This window comes from Zhongshania sp., assembly GCF_047636175.1.
Lineage (GTDB): Bacteria > Pseudomonadota > Gammaproteobacteria > Pseudomonadales > Spongiibacteraceae > Spongiibacter.
Map to the genome: position 1 here is coordinate 1 of NZ_JBLIKC010000019.1, position 25999 is coordinate 25999.

At 50.1% G+C, this 25999-nt stretch carries 28 protein-coding genes and 1 other RNA gene; 23 read left to right on the forward strand and 6 right to left on the reverse strand.

What is annotated here, in order from left to right; translation table 11 throughout:
* The 3 genes from ACI955_RS12035 to ACI955_RS12045 all read left to right on the forward strand — a co-directional run.
* Positions 1 to 149 (forward strand): hypothetical protein (locus tag ACI955_RS12035; protein WP_415244066.1); only part of this gene is annotated, 149 nt, incomplete at its 5' end.
* A gap of 1111 nt (positions 150 to 1260) precedes the next feature.
* Positions 1261 to 1773, forward strand: a complete 513-nt coding sequence (gene sodC, locus ACI955_RS12040; protein ID WP_415243987.1) for a superoxide dismutase [Cu-Zn] SodC — start codon at positions 1261 to 1263, stop codon at positions 1771 to 1773.
* 116 nt (positions 1774 to 1889) lie between these two features.
* A complete protein-coding gene (locus ACI955_RS12045; protein WP_415243988.1) occupies positions 1890 to 2123 on the forward strand; it encodes a CDGSH iron-sulfur domain-containing protein in 234 nt (77 codons plus the stop codon).
* Between the two features lie 138 nt (positions 2124 to 2261).
* On the opposite strand, the gene ACI955_RS12050 is transcribed toward ACI955_RS12045, so the two are convergent.
* The 4 genes from ACI955_RS12050 to ACI955_RS12065 all read right to left on the reverse strand — a co-directional run bounded on the left by ACI955_RS12050 (position 2262) and on the right by ACI955_RS12065 (position 3683).
* A complete protein-coding gene (locus ACI955_RS12050) occupies positions 2262 to 2864 on the reverse strand; it encodes a 5-formyltetrahydrofolate cyclo-ligase (protein ID WP_415243989.1) in 603 nt (200 codons plus the stop codon).
* Between the two features lie 71 nt (positions 2865 to 2935).
* Positions 2936 to 3116, reverse strand: a non-coding RNA gene (gene ssrS, locus ACI955_RS12055) — 6S RNA.
* Between the two features lie 52 nt (positions 3117 to 3168).
* Entirely contained in the window at positions 3169 to 3477 is a 309-nt protein-coding gene (locus tag ACI955_RS12060) for a cell division protein ZapA (RefSeq protein WP_415243990.1), read from the reverse strand.
* Complete coding sequence (locus tag ACI955_RS12065; protein ID WP_368374718.1) at positions 3474 to 3683, reverse strand: TIGR02449 family protein; 210 nt, start codon at positions 3681 to 3683, stop codon at positions 3474 to 3476. Before ACI955_RS12065 ends, ACI955_RS12060 begins: the two co-directional genes overlap by 4 nt.
* A 169-nt stretch (positions 3684 to 3852) precedes the next feature.
* Between ACI955_RS12065 and ACI955_RS12070 the strand changes: the two genes are divergently transcribed.
* The 7 genes from ACI955_RS12070 to gcvH all read left to right on the forward strand — a co-directional run bounded on the left by ACI955_RS12070 (position 3853) and on the right by gcvH (position 11679).
* Entirely contained in the window at positions 3853 to 4434 is a 582-nt protein-coding gene (locus ACI955_RS12070; protein WP_415243991.1) for a UPF0149 family protein, read from the forward strand.
* A 149-nt stretch (positions 4435 to 4583) separates the two neighbouring features.
* A complete protein-coding gene (pepP, locus tag ACI955_RS12075) occupies positions 4584 to 5915 on the forward strand; it encodes a Xaa-Pro aminopeptidase (RefSeq protein WP_415243992.1) in 1332 nt (443 codons plus the stop codon).
* Positions 5902 to 7149 (forward strand): 2-octaprenyl-6-methoxyphenyl hydroxylase, encoded by a 1248-nt coding sequence (gene ubiH, locus ACI955_RS12080; RefSeq protein WP_415243993.1) that lies wholly within the window; start codon positions 5902 to 5904, stop codon positions 7147 to 7149. The genes pepP and ubiH overlap by 14 nt, the downstream gene beginning before the upstream one ends.
* Positions 7150 to 7154: 5 nt before the next feature.
* The gene (locus ACI955_RS12085) at positions 7155 to 8387 is read left to right on the forward strand and encodes a UbiH/UbiF/VisC/COQ6 family ubiquinone biosynthesis hydroxylase (RefSeq protein ID WP_415243994.1); all 1233 of its coding nucleotides are present in this window, start codon (positions 7155 to 7157) and stop codon (positions 8385 to 8387) included.
* 142 nt (positions 8388 to 8529) lie between these two features.
* Positions 8530 to 9561 carry an extracellular solute-binding protein gene (locus tag ACI955_RS12090; protein ID WP_415243995.1) on the forward strand — a complete coding sequence of 344 codons (1032 nt, stop codon included), beginning with the start codon at positions 8530 to 8532 and terminating at the stop codon, positions 9559 to 9561.
* Positions 9562 to 11220 (forward strand): ABC transporter permease, encoded by a 1659-nt coding sequence (locus tag ACI955_RS12095; protein WP_415243996.1) that lies wholly within the window; start codon positions 9562 to 9564, stop codon positions 11218 to 11220.
* Between the two features lie 72 nt (positions 11221 to 11292).
* Positions 11293 to 11679, forward strand: a complete 387-nt coding sequence (gcvH, locus tag ACI955_RS12100; protein ID WP_415243997.1) for a glycine cleavage system protein GcvH — start codon at positions 11293 to 11295, stop codon at positions 11677 to 11679.
* Between the two features lie 72 nt (positions 11680 to 11751).
* Here the strand turns inward: gcvH and ACI955_RS12105 are convergent, their stop codons facing one another.
* Positions 11752 to 12405 (reverse strand): HAD family hydrolase, encoded by a 654-nt coding sequence (locus ACI955_RS12105; RefSeq protein ID WP_415243998.1) that lies wholly within the window; start codon positions 12403 to 12405, stop codon positions 11752 to 11754.
* A gap of 158 nt (positions 12406 to 12563) precedes the next feature.
* Here ACI955_RS12105 and rppH point away from each other — a divergent pair, with 158 nt between their 5' ends.
* Both rppH and ptsP read left to right on the forward strand, forming a co-directional pair.
* Positions 12564 to 13070, forward strand: coding sequence for an RNA pyrophosphohydrolase (gene rppH / locus ACI955_RS12110; protein WP_415243999.1), 507 nt, complete (start codon positions 12564 to 12566; stop codon positions 13068 to 13070).
* Positions 13070 to 15334: a phosphoenolpyruvate--protein phosphotransferase gene (gene ptsP / locus ACI955_RS12115; protein ID WP_415244067.1), complete on the forward strand. Its 2265-nt coding sequence runs from the start codon at positions 13070 to 13072 to the stop codon at positions 15332 to 15334. The genes rppH and ptsP overlap by 1 nt, the downstream gene beginning before the upstream one ends.
* 2 nt (positions 15335 to 15336) lie before the next feature.
* Here the strand turns inward: ptsP and ACI955_RS12120 are convergent, their stop codons facing one another.
* Positions 15337 to 16083 (reverse strand): NRDE family protein, encoded by a 747-nt coding sequence (locus ACI955_RS12120; protein WP_415244000.1) that lies wholly within the window; start codon positions 16081 to 16083, stop codon positions 15337 to 15339.
* Positions 16084 to 16151: 68 nt separating this feature from the next.
* On the opposite strand from ACI955_RS12120, the gene ACI955_RS12125 reads away from it, so the two are divergent.
* The 11 genes from ACI955_RS12125 (at position 16152) to ACI955_RS12175 (ending at position 25702) form a co-directional block, all read left to right on the forward strand.
* Positions 16152 to 16943, forward strand: a complete 792-nt coding sequence (locus tag ACI955_RS12125) for a sulfite exporter TauE/SafE family protein (RefSeq protein ID WP_415244001.1) — start codon at positions 16152 to 16154, stop codon at positions 16941 to 16943.
* A 3-nt stretch (positions 16944 to 16946) separates the two neighbouring features.
* Entirely contained in the window at positions 16947 to 17747 is an 801-nt protein-coding gene (lgt, locus tag ACI955_RS12130; protein ID WP_415244002.1) for a prolipoprotein diacylglyceryl transferase, read from the forward strand.
* A 1-nt stretch (position 17748) separates the two neighbouring features.
* Positions 17749 to 18588 carry a thymidylate synthase gene (locus ACI955_RS12135; RefSeq protein WP_415244003.1) on the forward strand — a complete coding sequence of 280 codons (840 nt, stop codon included), beginning with the start codon at positions 17749 to 17751 and terminating at the stop codon, positions 18586 to 18588.
* Positions 18589 to 18603: 15 nt separating this feature from the next.
* Positions 18604 to 19110 (forward strand): dihydrofolate reductase, encoded by a 507-nt coding sequence (locus ACI955_RS12140; RefSeq protein WP_415244004.1) that lies wholly within the window; start codon positions 18604 to 18606, stop codon positions 19108 to 19110.
* Between the two features lie 314 nt (positions 19111 to 19424).
* Entirely contained in the window at positions 19425 to 20258 is an 834-nt protein-coding gene (locus ACI955_RS12145) for a DUF3450 domain-containing protein (protein WP_415244005.1), read from the forward strand.
* Positions 20258 to 21646, forward strand: coding sequence for a MotA/TolQ/ExbB proton channel family protein (locus ACI955_RS12150; RefSeq protein ID WP_415244006.1), 1389 nt, complete (start codon positions 20258 to 20260; stop codon positions 21644 to 21646). The genes ACI955_RS12145 and ACI955_RS12150 overlap by 1 nt, the downstream gene beginning before the upstream one ends.
* Before the next feature lie 3 nt (positions 21647 to 21649).
* A complete protein-coding gene (locus tag ACI955_RS12155) occupies positions 21650 to 22177 on the forward strand; it encodes a MotA/TolQ/ExbB proton channel family protein (protein ID WP_368374735.1) in 528 nt (175 codons plus the stop codon).
* A gap of 10 nt (positions 22178 to 22187) precedes the next feature.
* Complete coding sequence (locus ACI955_RS12160; RefSeq protein ID WP_415244007.1) at positions 22188 to 22595, forward strand: ExbD/TolR family protein; 408 nt, start codon at positions 22188 to 22190, stop codon at positions 22593 to 22595.
* Between the two features lie 5 nt (positions 22596 to 22600).
* Positions 22601 to 23203, forward strand: coding sequence for a TonB family protein (locus tag ACI955_RS12165; protein ID WP_415244008.1), 603 nt, complete (start codon positions 22601 to 22603; stop codon positions 23201 to 23203).
* Positions 23203 to 24585, forward strand: a complete 1383-nt coding sequence (locus ACI955_RS12170) for a tetratricopeptide repeat protein (protein WP_415244009.1) — start codon at positions 23203 to 23205, stop codon at positions 24583 to 24585. Before ACI955_RS12165 ends, ACI955_RS12170 begins: the two co-directional genes overlap by 1 nt.
* A 127-nt stretch (positions 24586 to 24712) precedes the next feature.
* The gene (locus ACI955_RS12175; protein ID WP_415244010.1) at positions 24713 to 25702 is read left to right on the forward strand and encodes a hypothetical protein; all 990 of its coding nucleotides are present in this window, start codon (positions 24713 to 24715) and stop codon (positions 25700 to 25702) included.
* Positions 25703 to 25999: the final 297 nt, after the last annotated feature.

The window sequence follows — 25999 nt, forward strand, 5'->3', positions numbered from 1 at the left end:
GCAATCACGGCGCTGCCTATGGTCGGGTCTTGGTCGGTTTGCAGGCGGATAAAAAAGAGCGGGCTGAAATAAAGTCCTTTCTTAATAACTTGGCCTACCCCTTCCACGAAGAAACTGATAACCCAGCGTATAAGCTTTTCTTGAGCTAGAGCGAGTCTGGTTTAGGAAGTTGTTCGCAGCTAATGGTTTATTTAAGCCCTTGCTGGTGTTAATTAAAATGGCTCTCCAAGTGAGAGCCATTTTTTTTATGGCGTAATAACGAAGATGACTGTGTTACATAAGCGGTCAGTTGCTGAAACTCTAAATATCGACCTAAGCTGTTAAGTAAAAAGGCTATCAGTCGGACTTGAAACGCCTTTTCCTCCGCGATTTATCGTGTGGGTGTGTTTATGGTGCACTTATATTTGAATGCTCCGGTAACTCTTGGACTATATACAAATCATGCTCAGATTCGAGAAGTGGGTGGCGAAACTATGCTTAAAGCTACGAGATTTTGTGGGTTTATGCATTGCCGTCGAGCCGTAGACATATGTGAATAAGAGAGTGCTTCTCATTAACACCTTGGCGAGTTCCTCAAGGTATTGAAATTTATAAAATACGCGATATGATCAGGGAGGAGAATTTTGGCGGAAATAAAGGGAATTCGTCTTCGTTTGATCGACACTTGCCCATGGCGATGCAGCTATCTCATTGAATCTCCAGTATTTTTTTAATCAAAGGTGAAGCCCTTTTCCTGATAAGTGGGCCAGCGCAATATACAGCTTGAGTGCTTATAATAAACTGTTATATTTCATCGAGGTTGCTGTGGAAAACGTAGATGAATTTTTAGCCTTACTCTCCCTCGTGGTTGCTGCGTTGGCAGTTTTTATTCGGCCACTAATTTCTTCCCAAAAACGAATAAAGAAAAACGAGATTCATGTCACTTGGGCGTCTGTGAGGTAATCGGTCAGCTGGAACTTTACGTAAACCTAAAAGAAGATGAGCACAACGAGCTATTCAATCTTGATATTGATATGGAGTCCTCCATGTTTGGTCAAGATAAGTCAGGTCAGGTCAGATTAGTCAATTTTAGTTTGTGCATCGTGCAATAGTTGAGCAATCTCAAACGGTGCTAAAAACAGAATTGCAGCGTATAAAAATGAAATATAACAATTTGAGGTTGTCGCAGCTACCGCTTCGGGTACCGGCTACACTGCTTTTCATAAACCCCAAAGCAAAGCATGAGCCCAATACAATGTAAAACCCACTACGGAGAAAATTATGAAAAATTTTGCGTTATTTTTAATTTTATTTTCAGCGCCAAGTGCATTTGCAGATGTTGTTATTCCAATGAAGCTTGTGAATGAGAGCGGTGCTGGTGCTAGTGCAGGGCAGATTACTGTCTCTGAATCAAAATATGGCCTTATATTCACGCCGTCTCTGCAAGGTTTATCACCAGGTGTGCATGGCTTTCACCTGCACCAAAACGCGAGCTGTGAGCCAATAGAGAAAAAAGGGAAAATGGTTGCGGCAGGTTCGGCGGGGGGGCACTACGATCCAGCGTCTGCAAATTCACATGGTGCACCTTGGGGTGACGGACATCTTGGTGATCTTCCGCCGCTTTATGCAGAGGCGAATGGTTCAGCTAATCAAGCTGTTTTGGCGCCTCGCTTGAAGCTCAACGATCTGCAGGGCCGTGCAATTATAGTTCACGCTGGCGGTGATAATCATTCAGATCACCCAGCGGCATTGGGCGGCGGCGGTGCGCGTGTTTCTTGCGGCATTATCAAGTAGTACTTGGCTAACAAGCACGGGCACTTGACGTAAAACTGCTATGTTTGCTCCTCGCTTTCCAGTTTGCGCCCGTGCTACTTCTCTTATATTTAAAAATCATCTAAGGAGGTATAGAAATGAGCATTCCAAAAAGAGCATCTGATACACCTTATGCCGTCGAAGTAGAAACAGGGAAATCATATTTCTGGTGCGCATGTGGTGAAAGTAATTCACAGCCGTTTTGCGATGGCTCTCACAAAGGTACAGATTTTACTCCAGTAAAGTATGAGGCCAAAGAATCTAAAAAAGTTTTCTTTTGTGGCTGTAAAAGCACAGCGTCGCAACCAATGTGTGATGGCAGCCATAAATAAATATAGCAAGTTAAGGAAGTTGGACACTAAAGTCGCGTTTTTGGGCAGCGGCTTAAAAACGTATAAATCGCGGGGGAGTAGAGGCTGAGGCATTCTCTTTACTCACGTGAACAGCCGATCGGAGTCGGGTATGACGGCTCATCGCCTTTTCACTTTTATAATTTGCCGATCTGTCACAATATAGTCTAGGGGAATATCCCAGTGATCACGGGGCAGGGAGTTCACTTCTTGGCAGTGGTGGGCAATGCCAACCATGATGGGTTTGCGGCCGGTAATATCTCGCTTAAACGCAAAAGCCCTATCGTAATATCCGCCGCCCATGCCTAGGCGTCGTCCGGTCTTGTCAAATCCCGTTAACGGTAACAGCACAATATCTAGCTTGTTGGCGGCTTGAGCTTGACGCTGAAGGCCACTCGGCTCACCAATACCATATTGATTTTGACGCAGTGGTTGACGGTGGCGATAGCAATAAAATCCCATGCTATTGGTCGCCGCGGCTTTAGATATTCTGGGTAGGTAGCAGTGTTTTTTGATGAGTCCCGCATAGCGTAATAAAGGGGCTGGGGATATTTCGCCGTCGCTGGCGATATAAGCTGCAAGGTGACGAGCGCTGCGAAATGCAGGCAGCTGAATGAGTCGCCGCATTAGCTGCGATGCCGCAACGGTCTGTTGTTGCCGACTTAGACTTTTACGTCTAGCGCGAAGATCGAGGCGGAGTTTTGACTTAATGGCAGAGTTCATACTGGCAGTATAGCGTTGGCTTGGTAAAATTGTGATGGCTTAATACGGAGTATGACTGCGCGGAAATTTGAAAAGGCCCCAAGATACCGCCGGCTACGTGGCCCTTGAACCCAGCGGTTCAAGGTGGAGTTCTCCGCGAGATTATTAGGCTTTCCGACAAGCGGACATGCACACCAATCTCGGCTAGAGTACTCCGGGGTAAAAAGCATCGGCTCAGGGGTCTAAGCAGCCTAGCTAATATCCCAGGGTGCGACCGAGTATACCGCCTGCCCCTGTCTAATAACAGGGCGATTCTATAAGGGAATTAACTAATGTCCAACTGTTTACAACGCTGCAAGGTCTGCTCAACTTTGTCGCCAATACGTTTTACAGTTTGGGTTTCCGCTTCTGTCGGCGTAACGTTTTGTTTAGCTTGCAGCAATTCATAGCTGATATTTAAAGCCGCCATGACGGCAATACGTTCGAGGCCAATAACTTTGCCAGAGGTGCGAATACCACGCATCTTTTGATCAAGGAATTGCCCTGCCTGCATTAAGGCCGCTTGCTCTTCCGGCGGGCATGCCACCTGATACTCTTTATCCAATATTTTGAGGCTGATGGTGTTTGTGCTCACGACTCTTTCTCCAGCGCGCGCAGGCGCTGAATCATAGACTCAACTTTGGCGCGGGCAGTATCTGTTTTTTCAATCAGCTGTTCGCGCTCAGTACGCCAGTGGAGGGCGTTGGCTTTTAAGGCGCGATTTTCCTTGTCTAATTGCTCACACAACTGGACAATTTCGTCTACTTTGTTTTCCAAAAGTTGCAACTGTCGCTGATCCATCTTGAGATTGCGTCCGTTTGTAGAAGTATATTTGATAATAGTAGAGCGGGCCTTACGGGTGGGTCAATGTAATTAAATGCGACGAGTTTCGTTAATGCATTGAGATTCGATTTTATCGGGCTTCGGCGCTACCATTGCCGGCCAACGACGTATTTATGGATTTGTATACATGACAGTCAGTTTAGAGCACGACGATCTCGCCAATTTATTTTTGAGTTTAGGGGCTTTGCAGCCGCCTGCTGAGTTGCATGGTTACGCGGCGGGGTTCGTCTCGGTGGGTGGCCGTATCACGGCGGATGGCTGGCTAAAGCACTGTATCGACTTACTCGATTGCGAGACCCCTGATCCAGATCAAAGTCAGGCCTTATACACGGTTTACACCTCCGCGCTAGATAACATGGAATCTGGCGAAATGAGTTTAGATTTACTCCTGCCAGATGATGAGTTTGACTTAGATCAGCGGATATCGAGTCTGGGGCAGTGGTGCCAAGGCTATTTGACGGGTTTTGCCATGGCTGGCAAGCAGCAGAGCGTTGAACAGCATAAAACCTATTCGCCAGATTTGACCGAAGCGATTAGCGATATCGCCGCCATCGCCCAAGTCTCAGCAGATGAGCAAACCGATGAAGAGGGTGAACAAGACTACTTTGCGGTGTGTGAGTATGTGCGGGTTGCGGCAATGACCATTTTTGTTGAGTGTAATGATGGCGAAGTGGCTGCCGATGATGCTGAGACGCCGCGCCTGCATTGATTTAGGTCATATACCTTGTTGCGTTGATCCATTATTGCATGGAGACCCTAAGACAAGGTGGAGTGACAGCTCAGTCTAGACGTGGCTGTGATAAGATTTCGTAGCAAGCTTGGCGAACGCGCCAGTCCACATAAGGTAGTGAAAACAGCATGACGATTAGTAAGCAGGAATATGTCCGCCGCCGCAAAAATTTAATGGCCCTGATGGAGCCAGACAGTATTGCGGTGGTTCCTTCTGCCAAAATGGTCACCCGCAATCGGGATTCCGAGTACGCCTTTCGTCAAGACAGCGATTTTTATTACCTGACAGGCTTTGATGAGCCCGATGCGGTGCTGGTGCTGTTGCCAAGCCGTGCGACGGGTGAGTGCGTGCTGTTTTGCCGAGAGCGCGACCCTGCTATGGAATTGTGGAATGGCTATCGCGCAGGCCCAGAGGGCGCGGTTTCAACTTATGGCGCCGACGATGCATTTCCGATTAGTGATATCGACGATATCCTGCCGGGTTTGCTAGAGGGGCGCCAGCGTGTGTATTACGCCATGGGCCGCCACACCGAATTTGATCAGCAGGTGATGCAGTGGGTTAACGTGATCCGCTCTAAGGTTCGCACCGGCGCCCAGCCTCCAGGCGAATTTTTAGATTTAAATCACCATCTCCACGATCTGCGTTTGTATAAATCGGCGGCTGAGCTAAAAGTGATGCGCCGTGCCGGCGAGATTTCTGCCCACGCCCATGTTCGCGCAATGCGCCGGTGTCGCCCTGGCGTGTATGAATACCAGCTTGAGGCCGAAATTCTGCATGAATTTGCCAGCAATGGCGCACGTTTCCCCGCGTATAGCACGATTGTAGGTGCCGGTAAGAACGGCTGTATTTTGCACTATGTTGAGAACAGCTGCGAAACCCATGATGGCGATTTGGTACTGATTGACGCCGGTTGTGAGCTGTATTACTACGCGGCTGACATCACCCGCACATTCCCGGTTAACGGCCGGTTTAGCGTGGAGCAGCGCGCCTTGTATGAAGTGGTTCTGGACGCCCAAAAAGCGGCGATAGCTGCGGTCAAACCCGGTAATCACTGGAACCAACCCCATGATGAAACCGTCAGGGTCATCACCGAGGGCTTAGTCGCTCTAGGCCTGCTGAGTGGCGATGTCGCGACACTGATTGCCGATGAAGCTTACCGTCCGTTTTATATGCACCGAGCCGGCCACTGGCTGGGCATGGATGTACACGATGTCGGCGACTATAAGGTCGGTGGTGAGTGGCGGGTGCTCGAAGAGGGCATGGTACTGACCGTTGAGCCTGGCATTTATGTGGCGCCGGACAACACCGATGTTGACGCCAAGTGGCGCGGTATTGGTATTCGTATTGAAGATGATGTGGCAGTTACTAAAACTGCGTATGAAGTGCTGACTGCCGCGGTGCCCAAAGAAGCTGATGAAATTGAAGCCCTGATGGCGGAGGCGCGCCTTGCCGCACACTGATTACGATGTGGTTATCGCTGGCGGCGGCATGGTTGGTGCCAGCTTGGCCTTGTGCCTAGATTGCTTCAGCCACGCAGGTCTGCGGGTGCTGGTTGTTGAAAGCTTTTCCCTCCCGCCTGCGGGCGAAGGCAAGCCTGCCTACCGACCGAGTTTTGATGCCCGCTCAACGGCGCTGTCATTCGGCAGTGCACAAATTTATCAAGAATTAGCGGTATGGCCGCTGCTCGCTGAGCATATTGCCACCATCTCTCAGGTTCATGTGTCTGATCGCGGTCATTTTGGCAGTGCCTTAATGAGTGCGGCTAGCCAGGGCTGGCCAGCGTTGGGCTATGTTGTCGAGAACGCGTGGCTGGGTAATGTGCTGTTGAATCAACTGCGCCGGCATACTAACGTTGAATTTTTGTCACCGGCCTCGGTCGAGGCGGTGGTGGTCTCACAGGGCTATGCAACATTGAGTTTGCGCGATGGTGATACGCTGCGAGACGTGACCACCCAGCTAGTCGCTATTGCCGACGGTGCTGATTCTGGTCTGCGTACCCAGCTGGGCATTAGTGCCAGCGTTAACGATTATCACCAAGTTGCGGTGATAGCCAATGTGGGCACTGACAAACATCATGGTGGCTGCGCCTATGAGCGCTTTACCCAAAGGGGTCCCTTGGCCTTGTTGCCGTTATCTGTAGATGAGACGGGTATGTCGCGTTCCGCTCTGGTGTGGACCTTTCCCGAAGGCATGGCTGAGGAAGTGGCCAGCTGGTCTGACGAGGCGTTTTTGGCCGAGTTACAGCGCAATTTTGGTTATCGCTTGGGTCGGCTTAGCAAAGTGGGGCAGCGCAATGCGTTTCCACTGCGATTGATGCAGGCCGATGAGCAGGTGCGCGGCCAGGTCGTGGTGTTGGGCAATGCGGCGCACTCGCTGCACCCGGTTGCGGGGCAGGGCTTTAATTTGGCGCTGCGCGACCTTGAGTGTTTGAGTCGTTTGGTGGCCGCAGCGCACGCCGCGGGTGAAAATTTGGGCGACTTAAAATTACTGCAGCGCTACATAAACAGTCAGCGTGGCGATCAGTTGGTTACCACCACCTTTTCGGACCAGCTCAGCGGAATTTTTAGTAATCGCAAACCGATATTAAGTCTTTTCAGAAATCTTGGTTTATCTATGCTGGATGTAAGCCCGTCGGCAAAATCACGGTTTGTAGCCAGGGCGGCGGGTATTTTGCCCGGTGCAGCAGCGGAGTAATACAAATGTCGGCTGAGAATATTGCTGATTTTGACCTAGTGATTGTTGGCGCGGGTATGGCCGGCGCGGCCCTGGCCTTGGCGCTGGCGGACTTGCCGATAAAGGTAGCCTTGATTGAGGCGCAGGCCGTTCGCGAGGGCTGGCCGGCCATTGACGATAGCGTGTTTGATTACGATGCCAGAGTGAGCGCGCTTACCGAGTCTTCCCGTGGCTTTTTGGATGGGCTAGGTGCATGGTCCGGTATTGTTAGTCGTCGGGCCTGTGCATATACCGATATGGAAGTGTGGGATGGCGAGGGCACCGGTCGCATTCATTTTGCCGCCAGTGAGGTCAAGAGAGCCGCACTGGGTCATATCGTAGAGAACCGCTTAATTAACGCCTCTTTGATCAATAGTCTGCGGGAAAATGCGCGGGTTAAATGTTTCTTTGGAATGCCGGTTGAGACCATGGACAGGCAGCAAGGTTTGATTAGCTTAAAGCTTGCCGGCGGCAAGCTAGTTCGCAGTCCGCTGGTGGTTGCGGCCGACGGCGCAAATTCAAAGATTCGCGATTGGGCTGGATTTGTTACCCGCGAGTGGGATTATCACCACCACGCTATTGTGGCGACGGTAGAAACTGAGAACCACCATAAAAATACCGCATGGCAGCGATTTTTACCTGAAGGCCCGCTGGCTTTTTTACCGCTGCCAGACGCGGCCGGTGAGCAGCGTTACTGTTCTATTGTGTGGTCGATAAAGCCAGATATTGCCCAAGGTTTGATGTCTTTAGACGACGATGATTTTTGCCGCGAGCTGGCCGCTAAGTTTGAGCATCGGCTGGGCTCGGTGGTGGCGTGTAGTCGCCGCTTTAGTTTTCCGCTCAGGCAGCGTCACGCAGCAGATTATGTTTGTGATGGCGTGGTGTTGCTGGGGGATGCAGCGCACACCATCCACCCCTTGGCAGGTCAGGGTATTAATTTGGGTTTTCAGGATGCAATGGCGCTGGCAGACGAGTGCCGCCGCGCCTGTGAGCGGGGATTGTCGCTGAGCGATACTGGCGTATTAAATCGATACCAGCGTCGCCGCAAAGGCGGAAATTTAGCGATGATGGCAATGATGGAAGGCTTTCAGCATTTATTCGAAACGCCGGCTATGCCTTTGCGCTTGTTGCGCAATACCGGAATGCGTTGGTTGGATTCGGCGCTGCCCTTAAAAAGACAGATTATCGCCAAGGCGATGGGGTTGTCTGATAAGCCCTAGTAACCCTTCAACATAAAACCGGCCGCTGGCCTAGCTATTGGCGATGATGGGCAAAACTTGTACAGAATAAAGTACGGAATTGATTGAGAATTTTAATGATAATAATTATCATCTACGCCCGAATTTCTTGTAAGAGGCGTCGATGATGCAAAAAATCACCCTGGTATTTTTGGCAACCTTGGTGCTGCTTGGATGTGGTAACAGTGAGCCACCTGCGGCAAAGAGCCCGGAACTGGTGATTTACAGCTCGCGGATAGAGCAGCTGATTAAACCTATCTTTGATGATTTTACCAAGGAAACCGGTATTGTCATTCGTTACGTCACCGACGAGGCGGGGCCATTATTGGCGCGCTTAAAAGCAGAAGGTGAAAACTCCCCTGCCGATATGTTGATTACGGTTGACGCCGGCAACCTCTGGCACGCCGCAGAAATGGGGGTTTTGCAGCCGATACAGTCGGAGGTACTCTCCCAAAATATTCCCCCAGCGCTCCGCGACGAGCAAGGCCGTTGGTATGGCGTATCAATTCGCGCCCGCACCATCGTCTATGCCACTGACCGCGTAAGTCCCGACGATTTGGCCGGCTATGAAGATCTCGCCAGTCCTGAGTGGAGTGGCCGGCTGTGTTTGCGCACGTCTAAGAAAGTCTATAACCAGTCGCTTGTGGCTAGCATGATCGTTGCCTTGGGCGCAAAAAAAGCCGAGCAAGTGGTTAATGGCTGGGTCAGTAACTTAGCGGTCGCGCCCTTTGCCAATGACAATAAAGTGGTTGAGGCCATAGACGCTGGTCAGTGTGATGTCGGCTTGGTAAACACCTATTATCTTGCCAGAATGCTACTCGATAAGCCGGACTTACCGATAGGTTTGTTCTGGGCGAATCAGAATGGCGAGGGCGCGGCTGGCCGCGGTGTGCATGTAAATATTTCGGGAGCGGGTATTACTAAAGCGAGTAAGCACAAAGAAAATGCCCAGCGTTTACTAGAGTGGCTGTCTGGTCCCGCAGCGCAATATGATTTTGCGAATTTGAATCAGGAATATCCTGTGAATGATAAAACCGCGCCTGCTGAGCTTATTGAGCAGTGGGGTAGCTTCCGCGGCGATAGCATGCCCCTCAGTGAAGTTGGGCGCCTGCAGGGTGATGCCATCAGATTGATGGACAGAGCGGGATATCGCTGAGTGCCAGCTAACCCTTCGCCAGTCGTCTCGCCTTCGCTGAATCCTGCTGCGTCGCGCAGGGCAGCAGCGGGCTGGTGGCTTTTGCGTCTGATAGGGATTGCAGCAGTGCTGGGGGTAATGGCCCCCATTTTGGTGGTGGTGATGAGCTGGAGTTCTGCGCAGACGGAAGTCTGGCAGCATTTAATTGCCACCCAGTTAGGTAGTCTACTATTTAACACTTTGCTGTTATTGGTGGGCGTAGGACTGCTAGTGAGCGTGCTGGGTATTGGCTTGGCGTGGTTCACGGTGATGTGCGACTTTCCCGGCCGGGCGTGGTTTGAGTGGTTGTTGATGCTGCCTATGGCGGTACCCGCCTATGTGATGGCTTTTGTGATTTTGGGCGTGTTTGATTTTGGTGGTCCGCTGCAGAGTTTTTTGCGGCTGCAGTTTGGTCAGCAATACGGCAGCATGGATGTTCGCAACGCGGCCACCGTCATTATTGTTTTTTCTCTGGTTTTATATCCCTACGTGTATATGTTGGCGCGCACGGCTTTTCTTTCTCAAAGCAGTGATACCACTGAGGCCGCGCGGGTGCTTGGGTGCAATCCATGGCAGGCATTTTACCGAGTGGCTCTGCCTATGGCGCGCCCGGCTATTGTGGCGGGTGTGAGCCTGGCGATGATGGAAACCTTGGCTGATTTTGGCACCGTGGCGGTCTTTAATTACGATACCTTTACAACCGCGATTTATAAGTCCTGGTTTGGCTTTTTTAATATTCAAGCGGCGGCGCAGCTGGCATCTATACTGCTTTTATTTGTGGCTTTAACCGTGTTTGCCGAGCGCCGCTCACGCGGTAGTCGTCGGTTTGTGCAAGGCGGGCGGTTGCAGCACCGCTATCGCTTAACAGTGTCGCCACTTAAGGCCTGGACGATGACAGCGATATGTACCTTGGTGCTCGCTATCGCGTTTGTGCTGCCGGTTACACAGCTCATTTTCTGGGCGGTTGAAGAGGGCGCTGTACAACTAGATACGCGTTTTTTTGAGTTACTAAAGCACACCGTTGTGCTGGCTGGTCTTGCGGCGGCGATTACGGTGTTCTTGGCCTTGGTGCTGGCGTTTAATCGTCGGCAAACTAAGCGCGGCGGATTTTTTAGTATGGCCCAGCTTGGTTATGCCTTACCCGGTTCGGTATTGGCGGTAGGTATTATGCTATCGTTTACTTTTATCGATAACCAGTTATTGATTCCTGCGCAGCGCCTATTGGGGATGTCGCCGGTGCCGCTGCTAGTGGGTTCAATTTTGACCTTATTAGCGGCCTATTGGATTCGGTTTCTGGCGGTGGCTAGTGGGCCACTGGAGTCTTCATTAGAGCGGATTCGGCCAAGTCTGCCTGAAGCGGCGCGCACCCTAGGTGCAAATGGCAGTGAATTGGTGTGGCGTATTTATTTGCCCATGCTGCGGCCGGGTTTACTGACTGCGATGGTTTTGGTTTTTGTCGACGTAATGAAAGAAATGCCGGCGACCTTATTGCTCCGTCCTTATGGCTGGGACACCCTAGCGGTGCGAATTTACGAGATGACCGCGGAGGGGTATTGGCAGCTCGCAGCACTGCCTGCACTGGCTTTAGTAGCGGCGGGATTGCTGCCAGTCATCATCAGTATCCGCCGCAGTAGTCATTGAACTCTTTGTATTTATTGTTAGCGGCGGTAAAATGCGCCTAACTAACATATCGTCATTAGAGGACGGCCTTGAATGAGCAATACCCCCAGCGAACTAAAATACGCCAGCAGCCACGAGTGGGCGCGCCTTGAATCAGACGGCACCGTTACCGTAGGTATTAGTCATCACGCCCAGAATGCACTTGGTGATGTAGTGTTTATTGAATTACCCGAGGTCGGTGCAGAGTATTCTCAGGGTGATGAGACGGCGGTGGTGGAGTCTGTAAAAGCGGCTTCTGATATTTATGCGCCGGTCTCAGGTGAGATCATTGAAGTAAATGATGCCTTGGATGAAAGTCCTGAAACAGTGAATGAATATCCTTATAGCGATGGCTGGTTTTTTCGTATGCAGCCTTCTGATCCGACTGAGCTGGATAATTTGCTTGATGCAGAGGCTTACGACGAGCAATGTGACGAGTAATAAAGCGTCGCTTTGCTTCGAAAAAAGCCCGGCATTGACCGGGCTTTTTTATGTCCGGCGGTTTGAAGTTAATCAGCGCAGGCTGATAACTGGCCAGCCGGCCGCTACAGCAGCGGCCTTTAAAGTGTCGTCAGGATCTACCGCGACAGCATGATCTACGGCCTCAAGTAGTGGTAAATCATTGTGAGAATCACTGTAAAAATAGCTGCCGTCCAGTGAGTGTTCGGTTTCTGTCAGCCAATGTTGGAGGCGGCTTACTTTGCCGCTTTTGAAGCAGGGGATGCCGCTGGGCCTGCCGGTGTAGCGGCCGTCGATAATCTCGCCTTCACTGGCCAGCAGGGTTTTTACCCCTAGCGCGTCTGCAATAGGGCCAGTCACAAAGCTATTGGTGGCTGTTATGATCATCAAAAAGTCGCCGGCATCGCGGTGCTGCTGCAGCAGGGCGTCTGCCTTTGGCAGTCGCAGTGGTGTAATGTATTCAGTCATAAATGTGGCGTGCATTGCCTCTAGCTCGCGGCGGCTGTATTTGCTCAACGGGCTTAAGGCAAAGTGTAAATAGGCGTTAATATCTAGGCCGCCCTGCTGGTATTGGCGATAGAACTCGTCGTTCTTGGCTTTAAATTCGTCGCTGTCGACAATGCCTTTGGCAACTAAGAATTCTCCCCATGCGTGATCGCTATCGCCGGCCAATAGGGTATTGTCGAGGTCGAAAATTGCGAGTGCCATGTAATTCTCCAAAAGCGGGGGTGCTAAGGCGGCATAGCATAGCGTTTGATGATCGCTTTTTCATCTTTCTGCTGCGTTAACCCTAGAGTGAATTCCCTGGGTGAGGAATTTGTGGAACAATAGAAAATGGAAATAAAATCAAAACAATAGGTGATGCAGTGATTGACTCGGATGGATTTCGTCCCAACGTTGGCATCGTACTTGCGAATGAGCAAGGACAGGTGTTGTGGGCGCGCCGTGTTGGTCAAAGTGCTTGGCAGTTCCCCCAGGGCGGTATTCACGAGGGCGAATCTCCGGAAGCGGCCTTGTATCGCGAGTTGTACGAAGAAGTGGGTCTGCGTGAAGATGACGTTAGTCTGCTTGCCTGCACCCGTGGTTGGCTGCGCTATCGTCTGCCGCAGCGCTTGATTCGGCGCGATAATAAACCTCTGTGTATTGGTCAGAAGCAAAAATGGTTTTTGCTGCAAATGAAGGCCGCTGACCAAAAAATCAGTTTTAATTGTGGTGATAAGGCAGAGTTTGATCACTGGCAGTGGGTGAGTTACTGGTACCCGCTCGGCCAAGTCGTCGCTTTTAAACGTGAGGTCTATCGCCGGGCCATGAAAGAGCTGGCGCCTCGTCATGCTCGTTTGGTGAAAGACGCTGTGAGTGGTGAGTTGCAATGATGCTAGAAGCACTGCGGAGTATTGTTCAGGCGGTTAACGCGGCAGACAACCTGCAAGCGGCGCTGGATATTATTGTTAGCCGCATCGCTGAGGTAATGGCCACAGAGGTGTGCACAGTCTATTTACGTGACCCAGATTCTGGTCGTCTTACCTTTATGGCGAATCAGGGTTTGAATCCTGATCTTATTGGCAAGGTCAGCCTTGGTCCCGACGAGGGTTTGGTTGGGCAGGTTGCGCGTCGCGAAGAGCCGGTCAACCTTGATCACGCCGAAAAACACCCTAATTTCTTATATTTGCCTGGAATTGGTGAGGAGCAATACCACTCATTCTTGGGCGCGCCGATAATTCATCAGCGTGCGGTGATGGGTGTCTTGGTGGTGCAGCAAAAAGACAGCCGGCGTTTTGATGAGGACGAAGAGGCCTTCTTGGTCACAATGTCGGCGCAGTTGGCTGGTGTTATCGCCCATGCGCGCGCTACCGGTTCCATTTCTGCTGCGGAGAACGCGGTTGGCGCTACGGCGTCATTTAAAGGTATTGCCGGCGCGACAGGGGTGGCGATTGGCCGTGCGGTGATTATTGCACCGGTTGCCGAATTGCATTCTGTGCCGCGTCGGCAGAGCGATGATCCCACGCTCGAGTTGAAGTCGTTTCACGCCGCCTTAGACGCGGTGCGCGCTGATATTCTTGCCCTGAGTGAAAAATTAGTCACCCTGCTACCTGCCGAAGAGCACGCTCTGTTTGATGTGTATTTGCGCATTATTGACGACGGCACCTGGGCGGCTGAAGTGGTGAGTAAAATTGATGAGGGTGAGTGGGCTCAGGGCGCCTTGAGTCAGGTCATGTCTAGTCATATTCGCACCTTTGAAATGATGGAAGATGCCTATTTCAAAGAGCGCGCGACAGATATAAAAGATTTGGGTCGGCGAGTGTTGGCATATTTGCAAACTACCGACGTGGAGCCCGCAGAATATCCCGAAAGAACGATATTGGTTGGCCAAGAATTGACCGCCTCTATGCTTGGAGAAGTGCCGCGTGAAAAATTAGTGGGTATGGTTTCGGTCAAGGGCTCGAGTAACTCCCACGTCGCTATTTTGGCGCGGGCAATGGGCATTCCCACCGTGATGGGGGCCAGTGATTTACCGTATACCCAAATTGAACACGCCAACCTGATTGTCGATGGCTACTCGGGCTATGTGCATTACAACCCCTCTGCCGAACTTTACGAGCATTTCCGTTCAGTGTCGGAGGAGGACGAGGTCCTTACCCAAGGCCTTGAGGCCTTGCGCGATCTGCCGAGTGAAACTCTAGATGGTCATCGCATGCCGCTGTGGGTAAACACCGGATTAATGGCGGATGTGGCTCGGTCTCTGGATCGCGGCGCCGAGGGTGTTGGCTTATACCGCACCGAAATTCCGTTTTTGCTGCGCGAACGCTTCCCCAGTGAAGAGGAGCAACGGGCTATTTATCGCGAGCAATTGATTGCCTTTGCGCCTCTGCCGGTGACGATGCGCACCTTGGACATCGGTGGTGACAAGGCCCTGCCTTATTTTCCGATTGAAGAGGAAAACCCCTTTTTAGGCTGGCGCGGAATTCGGGTGACTCTTGACCATCCAGAAATATTTCTGGTCCAGGTCAGGGCAATGCTTAAGGCCAGTGAAGGTTTGGATAATCTGCGCATTATGCTGCCAATGATAAGTAATGTGCAGGAAGTTGATGAGGCGCTTGATTTGGTGCGACGCGCCTACGATGAGTTAGTTGAAGACGGCTGGGATATCACGCTGCCGCCTATTGGGGTAATGGTTGAGGTGCCGGCGGCGGTTTATCAGGCGCGCCAATTGGCGCGGCGGGTTGATTTTCTGTCAGTGGGCTCAAACGATTTAACCCAGTATTTACTGGCGGTCGATCGTAATAATACCCGGGTTGCAGATTTGTATCATGCTTATCATCCAGCGGTGCTGAACAGTTTGCTGCAGGTGGTAGATGCGGCCCACGCCGAGGGTAAGCCGGTGGGAATTTGCGGTGAGCTTGCGGGTGACCCGGCTGCCGTTTTGCTGTTGATGGCGATGGGTTATGACATGCTGTCTATGAATGACAACAGTCTGCTCAGGGTTAAGGCGGTTATTCGCAGCTGTAGATTTGATGAACTACAGGGCTTGTTAGATAGCACAATGCAGGTCGATACCGCGGATGAAGTTAAGGCGCTGCTGCGCAAGGTGATGATTGATATTGGTATGGAGCGACTGCTGCAGCCAATTGGCGCCTAAATTCAGGCGCCTGACGACACCCTAAAGCTAAAGTGTTGCAGTCCTTCTTTTTGAGATTCGCTGCTGGCATAGTGCTTTTCCCAGAAGTCCCATTGGCCATTTTTATTGGCGCGCACAATACTGCTTGAACGTGTGCCATAGCCTTCCAAGCTGATAAACCTGCAAGAAAGCGCCATATTTATTTCGTTGTCGGTGTCTATTGTCGGGGCCTCATCACGGAGCATATTCAATAATTCTTCATGGCTAACATTCTCCGCCATGGCGCTATCCATATCGGCGCCGCCTTTTTTAGTCTTAGCGTTTTCGTCGCTCAGTGGAATATTGCCGATGGCATGATTTCCTGGGCTCAGCGCTTGCCATCCGGCTTGGATATTATTGGTATAAAAAAGCGTATCGCCATCACTGGCAATAAAATTAAACGGGCGGAATTCGGTTTTTTGAGACTCTAGTTGGTCGGCAAATTGACGGCTTGTCTGCGAGCTAAGTAGGAAGTCTTTAACTAAATTGCCGCGACTGCGGTCGCCGGTCGATGCGACCTCACGTAGATTGGTAACCGCGGCAAACCGTCCCTTGTGGCTGATACCCAGCCAGCTGCCACCAAACTCTAAGTCTCGGCCTGCCAAAATATCCGGGTGTTCTGGCCAAAAGTCTGCCGCGAGGGTGGGGCGCTGAAAAAACTCGTCGCGATTAGCGGCGATTGTTAAGGGGTAGTCGGGGTCTATCTGCCAGCTTAATAATATCAGGCACATGAGTCCATTCTCTGTTGTTTGGAGAGTTTGGCCGTCATAATAGCAGCTTTGCTAGAGACTTCAGCGCCATGATTCTATTGGTTTATTTAGCCGTTGGCGCATTTGCAGGTTTGTCAGCAGGTTTGTTTGGAGTGGGTGGCGGGCTGGTCATCGTGCCGGCATTGATCGCCTGCTTTGGCTTTTTGGCTGTGGCGCCAGAAGTGGCAATGCAGCTGGCGGTAGGTACCTCGCTGGCAACCATTGTTGTGACCTCGCTGAGTTCGGTGCGCGCCCACCACCAGCTTAACAATATTGATTGGTTGTGTTGGCGGATATTGGCGCCAGGTATTGCTGTGGGGGTTGTCTGCGGCGTTGCGACCGCGACATTGCTGTCCGGGCAGGTGTTGAAACTGGCGTTTGGTGTGTTTAGTTTAATTATTGCTGCCTATATGGCGTTCGGTGCTGTGCCTACTGCCTCGCGGCAGCTACCGAAAAAGCTTGGCTTAAGGTCGGTGGGCATCGTTATTGGTTATTTTTCGGCGATGTTCGGTATTGGTGGCGGTTCCTTAACAGTGCCGTATTTGACGTGGTGTAATGTGCGCATGCAAGCAGCGGTGGCGACGTCGGCGGCTTGTGGTTTGCCTATTGCAGTCGTTGGGTCAGCGAGTAATATGGTCGCCGGTTTTGGGCATCAAGATTTACCTGCATACAGTTTTGGTTTTGTGTATTTACCTGCATTTGTTGGCATCGCGCTGTTGAGCGTGCCGTGTGCAAAGTTGGGGGCGCATTGGGCGCAGCGGCTTTCAGCGACGCGTTTGAAGCAATGTTTTGCGATGTTCTTACTGGCGGTGGGTTGTCAGTTTATTTGGGGAGCGCTTTAAGGCATGTTGATACATCCGGATTTTGATCCAGTGGCAGTGCAAATTGGGCCGCTGGCAATACATTGGTATGGCCTAATGTATTTGGCTGGCTTTACGGCGGCATGGTTTATTGCTAAAAGCCGAACTAAGCAGCCTTGGAGTCCCTTAAATGAGGCCCAAGTTGAGGATTTGATTTTTTATAGCGCTGTGGGTGTCATTGTTGGCGGTCGCTTTGGTTACGTTCTTTTTTATAATTTTCCTCAGTTTTTACAAGATCCGCTGTGGTTGTTTCGGGTCTGGGAAGGCGGTATGGCCTTCCACGGAGGCTTGCTGGGCGTCGTAGTTGCGGTGGCTTTATATGCACGTCGCATTAAAGTGCCAGTCTCTGCTTTATGGGATTTTATTGCGCCGCTGGCGCCGATTGGTTTGGGCCTGGGGCGTATTGGTAATTTTATTGGTCAGGAGTTGTGGGGCCGACCTACCGATCAGCCTTGGGGTATGTTGTTTCCCAGAGACGCACTGCAATTGCCTAGACATCCATCGCAGCTTTACCAGTTTGCGCTTGAAGGTGTGGTGTTATTTATTATTATATTTTGGTTTACCCGTAAGCAGCGACCTAGCTACGCCGCGGGTTCTTTGTTTTTATTGTGTTATGGATGCTTTCGCTTTTTAGTGGAATTTGTTCGTGAACCGGATTCTCATATTGGCATTGATTCGCTGGGTTGGATGACCCGTGGACAGGAGTTGTCACTACCGATGATTTTGATTGGTGGTGGTTTGTTGATTTGGACTTACTCGCGCTCAGTCGCTAAGGGTGGGAAATAATATGCAGCAGTATTTAGATTTGTTGCGCGATGTGCGAGATAACGGCACTGATAAAGGAGATCGTACCGGGGTTGGCACGCGCTCGGTGTTTGGTCGCCAACTGCGGTTTGATTTGCGCAGCGGATTCCCGCTGCTGACGACCAAGAAAGTGCATTTGCGCAGTATTATTAACGAGCTGATTTGGTTCCTAGAAGGCAGCTGTGACAATAATTGGCTGCTCGAACGCGGTGTCACAATTTGGAATGAGTGGGCTTTGGAGAATGGCGATCTCGGACCGATATATGGAAAACAGTGGCGTAGCTGGGCTTGCCCCGATGGCTCGACTATTGATCAGATAAGTGACGTGGTAGATATGATACGTCGTAAACCTGACTCTCGTCGCCTGCTAGTGAATGCATGGAACCCGGCAGATTTGCCCGACGAGTCACTGAGCCCGCAAGAGAACGCGCGGCGTGGCAAGGCAGCGTTGCCACCGTGTCACACTCTTTTTCAGTTTTATGTTGCTGAAGGTCGCCTGTCTTGTCAGCTCTATCAGCGCAGCGCCGATCTGTTTTTGGGCGTGCCTTTTAACATCGCCAGTTATGCATTGCTGACGCATATGATTGCCCAGCAGTGCGATTTAGAGGTGGGGGACTTTGTTCACACCTTTGGTGATTGCCACCTTTATCAAAATCATCTGACTGAGGAGATCGTTGAAACACAGTTGCGTCGACAGCCTCGGGCGCTGCCGAAGCTAGTCATCAAGCGGCGTCCGGCATCAATTTTTGATTACACGGCTGACGATTTCGAGTTTGAGGGTTACGATCCGTATCCGGGCATAAAAGCCCCGATAGCAATTTAAAAGCGAGGAAAACTTGTGGTTACTGTTTCACTTATTGTTGCTATGGCGAAAAACCGCGTTATTGGCGCGAACAATCAATTGCCATGGCGTTTGCCTGCAGACTTAAAACACTTTAAAGCAACCACCATGGCTAAGCCGATTGTAATGGGGCGCAAGACGTGGGAGTCGATTGGTCGTCCATTACCGGGACGTTTTAATATCGTGATTAGCCGTCAGCAAGGCTATGTCGCCGAGGGCGCGGTGGTGGTTGGTGACTTGGCCGGAGCCCTAGTGCTTGCTCGCCGCGAAGCCGCGTCTGCTCGGCTTGATGAGGTGTTTATTATCGGTGGTGAAACCATCTACAGGCAGGCGCTGACCGAAGTCGACAAAATGTATATAACCGAGGTCGATATCGAGCCCGATGGCGATGCTTGGTTTCCCGAAATTGCCTTAGAGGACTGGCAGGAGGTCTCGCGCGAGTGTTACCCGGTAACGCTAGATGAAACGCTAGGTTACTGCCTTGTAACTTTGCAGAGGATATGACCGACTAACTTGACTTTTGGGCGACCGTTGTTTTTTACGCAATTTCGACTAGACTACAATATTAACACTTTGTGCGTTACTTGCATTGCGATCAGTGTTACCAGTGTTCACGAAAATGTAACTCTTTGCCACACAAAGTTAGCAAGAAATTTTATATTACGAAAAGTTTATTTTGTCGTTGATTCTTAGGTTTGCACATGATTAAAATATGCTCCGCTGTATGAAAGCATGGTCTTACGACTGGCCGTACGGCTACTTAAGAATATAATAAGCTCTGCTTTCACTAAACGTCCGAAATAGGAAAAGCAATTCCCATGAAAACGCAACGATTGAAAACAATCGCGCTGGCGGTCAGTGTGGCTGTTGGTATGCTGGCGGGATCGCCGGCCTACTCAGCTGATACCACTGCTGGACAAGATCCGGCCGCAGCGCCAGCCAAACCATTAATTCCAGTTAGCAAAGTCCTTGATGTTGGCGTCAAGAGAACCGTAGAAGCGAAGCGATCGCAGTTGAAAGTCGATCGCTTGGCCGCTGACACGGGTGATTTGCTGCAAGACTACAAAATAGTGATGAAGCAGGTAGACGGTCTTCGTGTCTACAACGCCCGTCTTGAAAAACAGATTGCAAACCAACTGCGCCGTATTGCTAGCTTGGGCAAATCTGTTGATGACGCGACTGTTATTCAGCGCCAAATCACTCCCCTGCTGATTCGTATGATTGACGGTCTAGAGCAGTTTGTTGCTTTGGACGTGCCTTTTCATATTGAAGAGCGCACGGAGCGAGTTGAATTCTTGCGTGCCAATATTGATCGCTCGGATATCACTATCGCAGAAAAATTCCGTCAGGTTCTTGAAGCCTACAAAATCGAAAACGAGTATGGCCGTAAAATCGATAGCTACAAAGGTGTCGCTAGCGTTGGCGGTTCTGAGCGTGAAGTTAATTTCCTGCGTATTGGTCGTATTGGTCTGATGTACCAGTCAATGGACGGCGAGCAGTCAGGTGCTTGGGACCAGGACAAGCGTCAATGGGTTGAGCTAGATTCTGGCGACTACCGTGGTGCTGTTCAGAAAGGTCTGCGTATCGCACGGAAGCAAGCTTCTATCGATATTATGAAACTCCCGATTCCGGCGCCGGAGGCTGCTAAATAATGAAACGTAATCTATTAAAGGCTGCTATCTTGGCTTTCAGCGGTGCGATTGCCGTTGCAGCTATGCCAGCGATGGCCGAAGACGCAAAGTCGCTGGACGAACTGTTGAAGATGGTTCAGCAGGGACGTGTATCTGATATTCGCGAGAATAAGCAGCGTGAACAGCGCTTTGCCTCTGCGCGTGCTGATCAGCAAAATACGCTTAACGAATCTAAGCGTACCTTGGCCGCTGAAGAAAAGCGTTCATCTGATCTTGAGAAAGCGTTCGAAGAAAACGAAACAGTCATTGTTGAGAGGCAGCGCCAGTTAAAAGAGCGTTTGGGTACCCTGACAGAATTGTTTGGCCACCTAACATCTACTGCTGGTGACCTGCGTTCTAACTTCATGACGTCTATCATCAGTGTTCAGTTCCCTGATCGTGAACAGTTCGTCGATGACTTGATTGCTAAAATGGCTGGCGCCGAAGAGCTGCCGAGCATTGTAGAAATTGAGCGCGTTTGGTTTGAGCTGCAGCGTGAAATGACTGAATCTGGTCGTATTGTTAAGTTTAACACTTCAGTGACTAGTGCTGGCGGCGAAAGTGGCGAGCAGGAAGTTGTGCGTGTTGGTACTTTCAATATGGTAAGCAGCAAAGGTGAGTACCTACAGTATATTTCTGAAACCGGTGCGCTTGCGGTGTTATCGCGTCAGCCAGCAGGTCCTTTTACTGGCTGGGCTGAAGAGCTCGCTCAAAGCACTTCTGGTATGAGCCCTTTCGGCGTTGACCCTACCGGTCCAACAGGTGGCTCTTACCTTGCAGCCTTGATTGATAGCCCGACTCTTAATGAGCGCTGGCATCAAGGGGGCGTCGTTGGCTATGTCATCACCGCCGTCGGTGCGCTTGCCTTGTTAATTGCCTTTTGGCGCCTGGTTGTCCTCAGTATGGAAGACATGAAAGTAAACAGCCAGCTGAAAAGCAAGAAAGCAAATACCAATAACAGTCTTGGCCGTGTGTTGAAAGTGCATGAAGATAACCCAACAATGGATCCAGAGACACTTGAGTTGAAGCTTTCAGAAGCAATTCTCAAGGAAACTCCACGCTTGGAGAACTCACTGAATCTGCTGAAAATTATTGCTGCAGTAGCGCCTCTGTTGGGCCTGCTCGGTACCGTAACCGGTATGATTATAACCTTCCAGGCTATAACCATCTTCGGTGCAGGTGATCCGAAAGCAATGGCTGGTGGTATCTCTGGCGCACTGGTAACGACCGTACTTGGTCTGGTGGTTGCGATCCCTACTGTTCTGCTGCACACCTTTGTAAGTGGTCGTGCCAAGAAGATTATTCATGTTCTTGACCAGCAAACTACGGGCATCATTGCCGAACACACGGAAGGTCACGCGGGGAAATAGGCGATGTACCTACTGAATGAATGGATCGAGATTATCCGAAGATTCATGGAGTCAGGCGGCAACGTACTTTGGGCCATTGCCGGTCTGACGTTCCTGATGTGGACGCTCGCTCTAGAACGACTTTGGTACTACAAATTTGAGCTGTCGAAAGACGTCGATGGAGCCATTGGTAGCTGGGAAAAGCGCACAGAGCGCAAATCTTGGAATGCCAAGCAAATTCGCGAAAAGTTGATATCTCAGGTATCACTTAAAATAAATGCGAGTTTGCCAATGATCCAAACAATGGTGGCACTGTGTCCACTATTGGGATTGTTGGGCACGGTTACCGGTATGATTGAAGTGTTTAACATCATGGCGGTGACAGGTGGCGGCGATGCGAAATCGATGGCTGGCGGTGTTTCCAAGGCAACAATCCCGACAATGGCGGGTATGGTTGCGGCTCTGTCAGGCGTCTTTATCAATACTTATGTAAAAAGTATTGCAGAGCGTGAAAGCGAGCTTTTGGAAGACCATCTGACAACAGATCACTAAGAGAGCGAACATGAGAAGGAATAAAAGAGCCGGAACAGAGGATAATTCCTCTGAAATAGACTTGACGCCGATGCTCGACGTTGTGTTTATCATGTTGATCTTCTTTATTGTAACAGCGTCTTTTATTAAGGAAGCTGGTGTCGAGGTGAATCGCCCTGATGCGTCAACATCTAGTAAAAAAGAGAATGCTAATATCCTGATTGCTGTGACAGCAACTAATGAAATATGGATTGATAAGCGCCGGGTAGATAAGCGTGCGGTTCGCTCTATTGTAGAGCGTATGCATGCTGAAAATCCTAAAGGTGCCGTGGTAATTCAGGCTGATAAAGCCTCGACTACCGAGACGGTTACTGCGGTTATTGACGCCAGCCGGTCGGCGGGCGTCTATGACGTTTCATTGGCAACTGAAGACAGCTGATTAATATGAATATTCTTCGACTATTAATTGGTGCTGTGTTGGCATTTGTGGTGACAGCTGCGCTGTTCATCATAATGCCCTACCTTATCGAGATGGCGGATAAAACGCTGGACGAAAAGCCGCGTACGAAGCTAGCCGATATACAAATGCCAGACACCAAAATTGAAACAATGAAAGACAGCAAGCCCGATAAGCCGAAGCAGCCAGATGAGCCGCCACCGGATATGGAGCAGCCTGAGATGGAAGACATTAATCCGAGCCTGGATGCTATCAATATGTCGCCAACTCAGAGTGTTGATTTGACAAATACCGCCGGCGGGCTTTCCGCCTCAGACGGCGAGTACTTGCCAATCGTTAAAGTTGCGCCTATTTATCCGCGTCGCGCGCAAAGTCGTGGTGTAACTGGTTACTGTACAGTTGAGTACACAGTGACCAAGGCGGGTACTACTCGCGATATCGTTGCGGTAGATTGTGAGCCTTCAGGTTATTTCGAACGGGCTTCAGTTAAAGCGGCTGAGAAGTTTAAGTACAAACCGCGTGTGTCTGACGGCGAGGCTATCGAAGTGCCGGGCATACAAAACCGGTTCACTTATGAGTTGGAAAAATGATGTCTGATTATCACTCGAGCACTAAATCGTGGCGTCCGGTGTTGGTCAAGCTGGGTTGTTCTATCGCTCTTGGTCTAGCTACAGTGTTTGCCATGCCGATTGTAAGTTCATCCTTACAGCCGATACTTGGTGAGCAAGGCGTGGGTATTGCCCACGCGGCTGAGAAGAAAGAAAAGCCCAAGCGGAGCACACGCAGGACGCCGGCGATCCGCGCTAAAGTTTATGAAAAATTAAACGCAGCGCAGATGGCCGGGGACGAGAAGAAATACGGTGAGGCCATACGGCTACTTGACGAACTCCGCGATAAAGAAGGGCGGAGCTCGCTGAATAGTTATGAACTTGCCAACCTCTATAATATGTATGCGTTTATTTACTTTACTCAGGAAAAGTATGAGTTAGCGTTAGACGCTTATCGTAATGTGGTAGAGCAGCCGGATATTCCGGAAGCAATGGAGTTAAATACTAAATACACCATTGCCCAGCTTTATTTCGTGAAAGAGGATTATGAAGGCGGTGTTCGCACCCTTTTAGAATGGTTTAAAGCTAAGCAAGCCTTAGGTGAGCAGCCTAGTGCCGGTGCCTATTCTTTGTTATCTCAAGGCTATTATCAGCTTAAAGACCTTGATCGCTCACTAAAGTATATTGAAGTGGCTATTAATGACTACACTAGCCGTGGCAAAGTCCCTAAAGAGCAGTGGTGGGGCTTACAGCGTTATTTGTACTATGAGAAGAATGATATCAAGCGCGTAACAGCGATTCTTGAAGAAACTCTCAAGCATTACCAGAAAAAGGCCTATTGGCTGCAGTTGTCAGCAATGTACAACGAGCTAAAAATGGACGAAAAAGCGACTGCCGCAATGGAGACTGCTTACACCGAAGGTGTTCTGGATAACGACAAAGAGCTGATTAATATGGCGTATCTCTTCCTGTCTCAGGAAGTGCCATATAAAGCGGCGAAGGTCCTTGATAGAGGCATCAAGAAAGGCGATATCCCCGCGACGTCAAAAAACCTTGAGTTACTTGGCAATGCATGGCGTCAAGCTCAAGAGTTGAAGAAGGCAATCCCAGAAATGGAGAAAGCTGCATCTAAATCCGACAAGGGTGAATTGTGGTCGCGCTTGGGTAATATCTATCTTGATAATGACCAGTTTGATAAGGCGGCAGAGGCCATTGAGAACGCATTTAAAAAGGGCGACATTAAGCGTCCAGACAATGCTTATCTTGTGCTTGGTATGGCTCGCTTTAACCTTCAGGAATATGAAGGTGCGCGTAAGGCATTCAAAGAGGCTGCTAAAAGTGAGAAGTCTGCTGGGTACGCCAAGCAGTGGATGAATTTCATGAATAAAGAAATTCAGCGTCAAGAAGCTCTGAAAGATGGCTGATAAGCATGAGGCATCATTCAATTAAGGCACCTTCGGGTGCCTTTTTTGTGTCTAATTAATGGACGTATTTGTTTCCACTTCCTATAGTTTTACTACTGATCGTAAATCGACCAGAGCAATAGTTTGTATGCAGGACACGAAGCCTTACCTGAAGATATTACTGCATATAGCAAGTTCGCTAATGCTGGCAATACCTGTTCTAGCCGATGAATCGCTAGATTCAGATACCCCGGAAGTCGGATTCTTGAGTCGCACCATAAATAGTGCCGAATCCACCCGCGATGACTGGTCTGGCCGCTGGATCGACTTTGCAGAAGGTGTTGATTACTACTTCACCAGCGAGAATTCCCCACCTGATTACAAAAACGAAAGCTACGTTAAACTTCAGATGCGCCAGACTTGGGAAGAGCGCGGACAGATTCAAAACGATTTAAGGGTTAAGGCTAAGTTTGATTTGCCAAATACTCAACGCAGGGCCAAGTTGTTTTTTAGCAGCGACGAGTATACCGAAAACTCACTAGAGGAGAGAGTGAGGAATAATTCGACTGGAGAAAGATTTCGGCGCAGGGAATCTGTATCGGGCTTGGAAATCACTCCCAACGACGAGTGGAATAAATGGAAGCGTTCGGTCCGGGTCGGTATTAAATTGCGGGTTCCCCTAGTCACATTTGGACGTTACCGGTTGCGGCGGCCAATGGATAAATGGGGTGAATGGGAGCCTGAGTTCACCCAGGAAGTATGGTATTTCAGTGATCGGGGCTGGGGCGAAACTAGTGAGTTTGAAATGCACCGGCGCCTGGGGTCAAAATTTGGTCTGCGTTATTTCACCGTGCTAGAGTTCGAGGATCAGAATGATTTTTTTGAAAATGTCCATGTACTCTCATTGAGCCAAAATCTATCTAAAAAGTCGGCGCTAGAGTATCGAGTGGGCTCCGTATTTTCCACGGAGTTCAGCACGCAAATGACAGCCTATTTTGCTGGTACGAGTTATAGCTACAAGCTGTACGAAGATTGGATCTTTTTCACTGCTGGGCCGGAGGTATTTTTTCCAAAGATAGATGGTTGGAATGCTGAAGCCAGTTTTACCATAAAGTTAGATGTTTATTTCTCCGAATAATCCTCGCGATCGCTCTTGTGTCGATCGGCCTACTGGTGCAGTGCTATCTCGGGGCATCATGCTGGTCTTTTCCATCTAGCCTATTAGTTGGCCTGATGTATGCTTGAACAAGCCATGCAGCAATGACCGCCCATTTCTTGGTTTGAGTCAGTGTAGCTTTCGGTTTTATTCTGCCCGAGCTGCTTATTTAGTGAGCTTCTAAAGCAAATTGCCTATACTTGGCCACTACCGGATTTCTCAAGACTATTATAGTTTGTGGGCCGAGAAGAGTGGGTTTGTTATTCGGCATTGTATTTT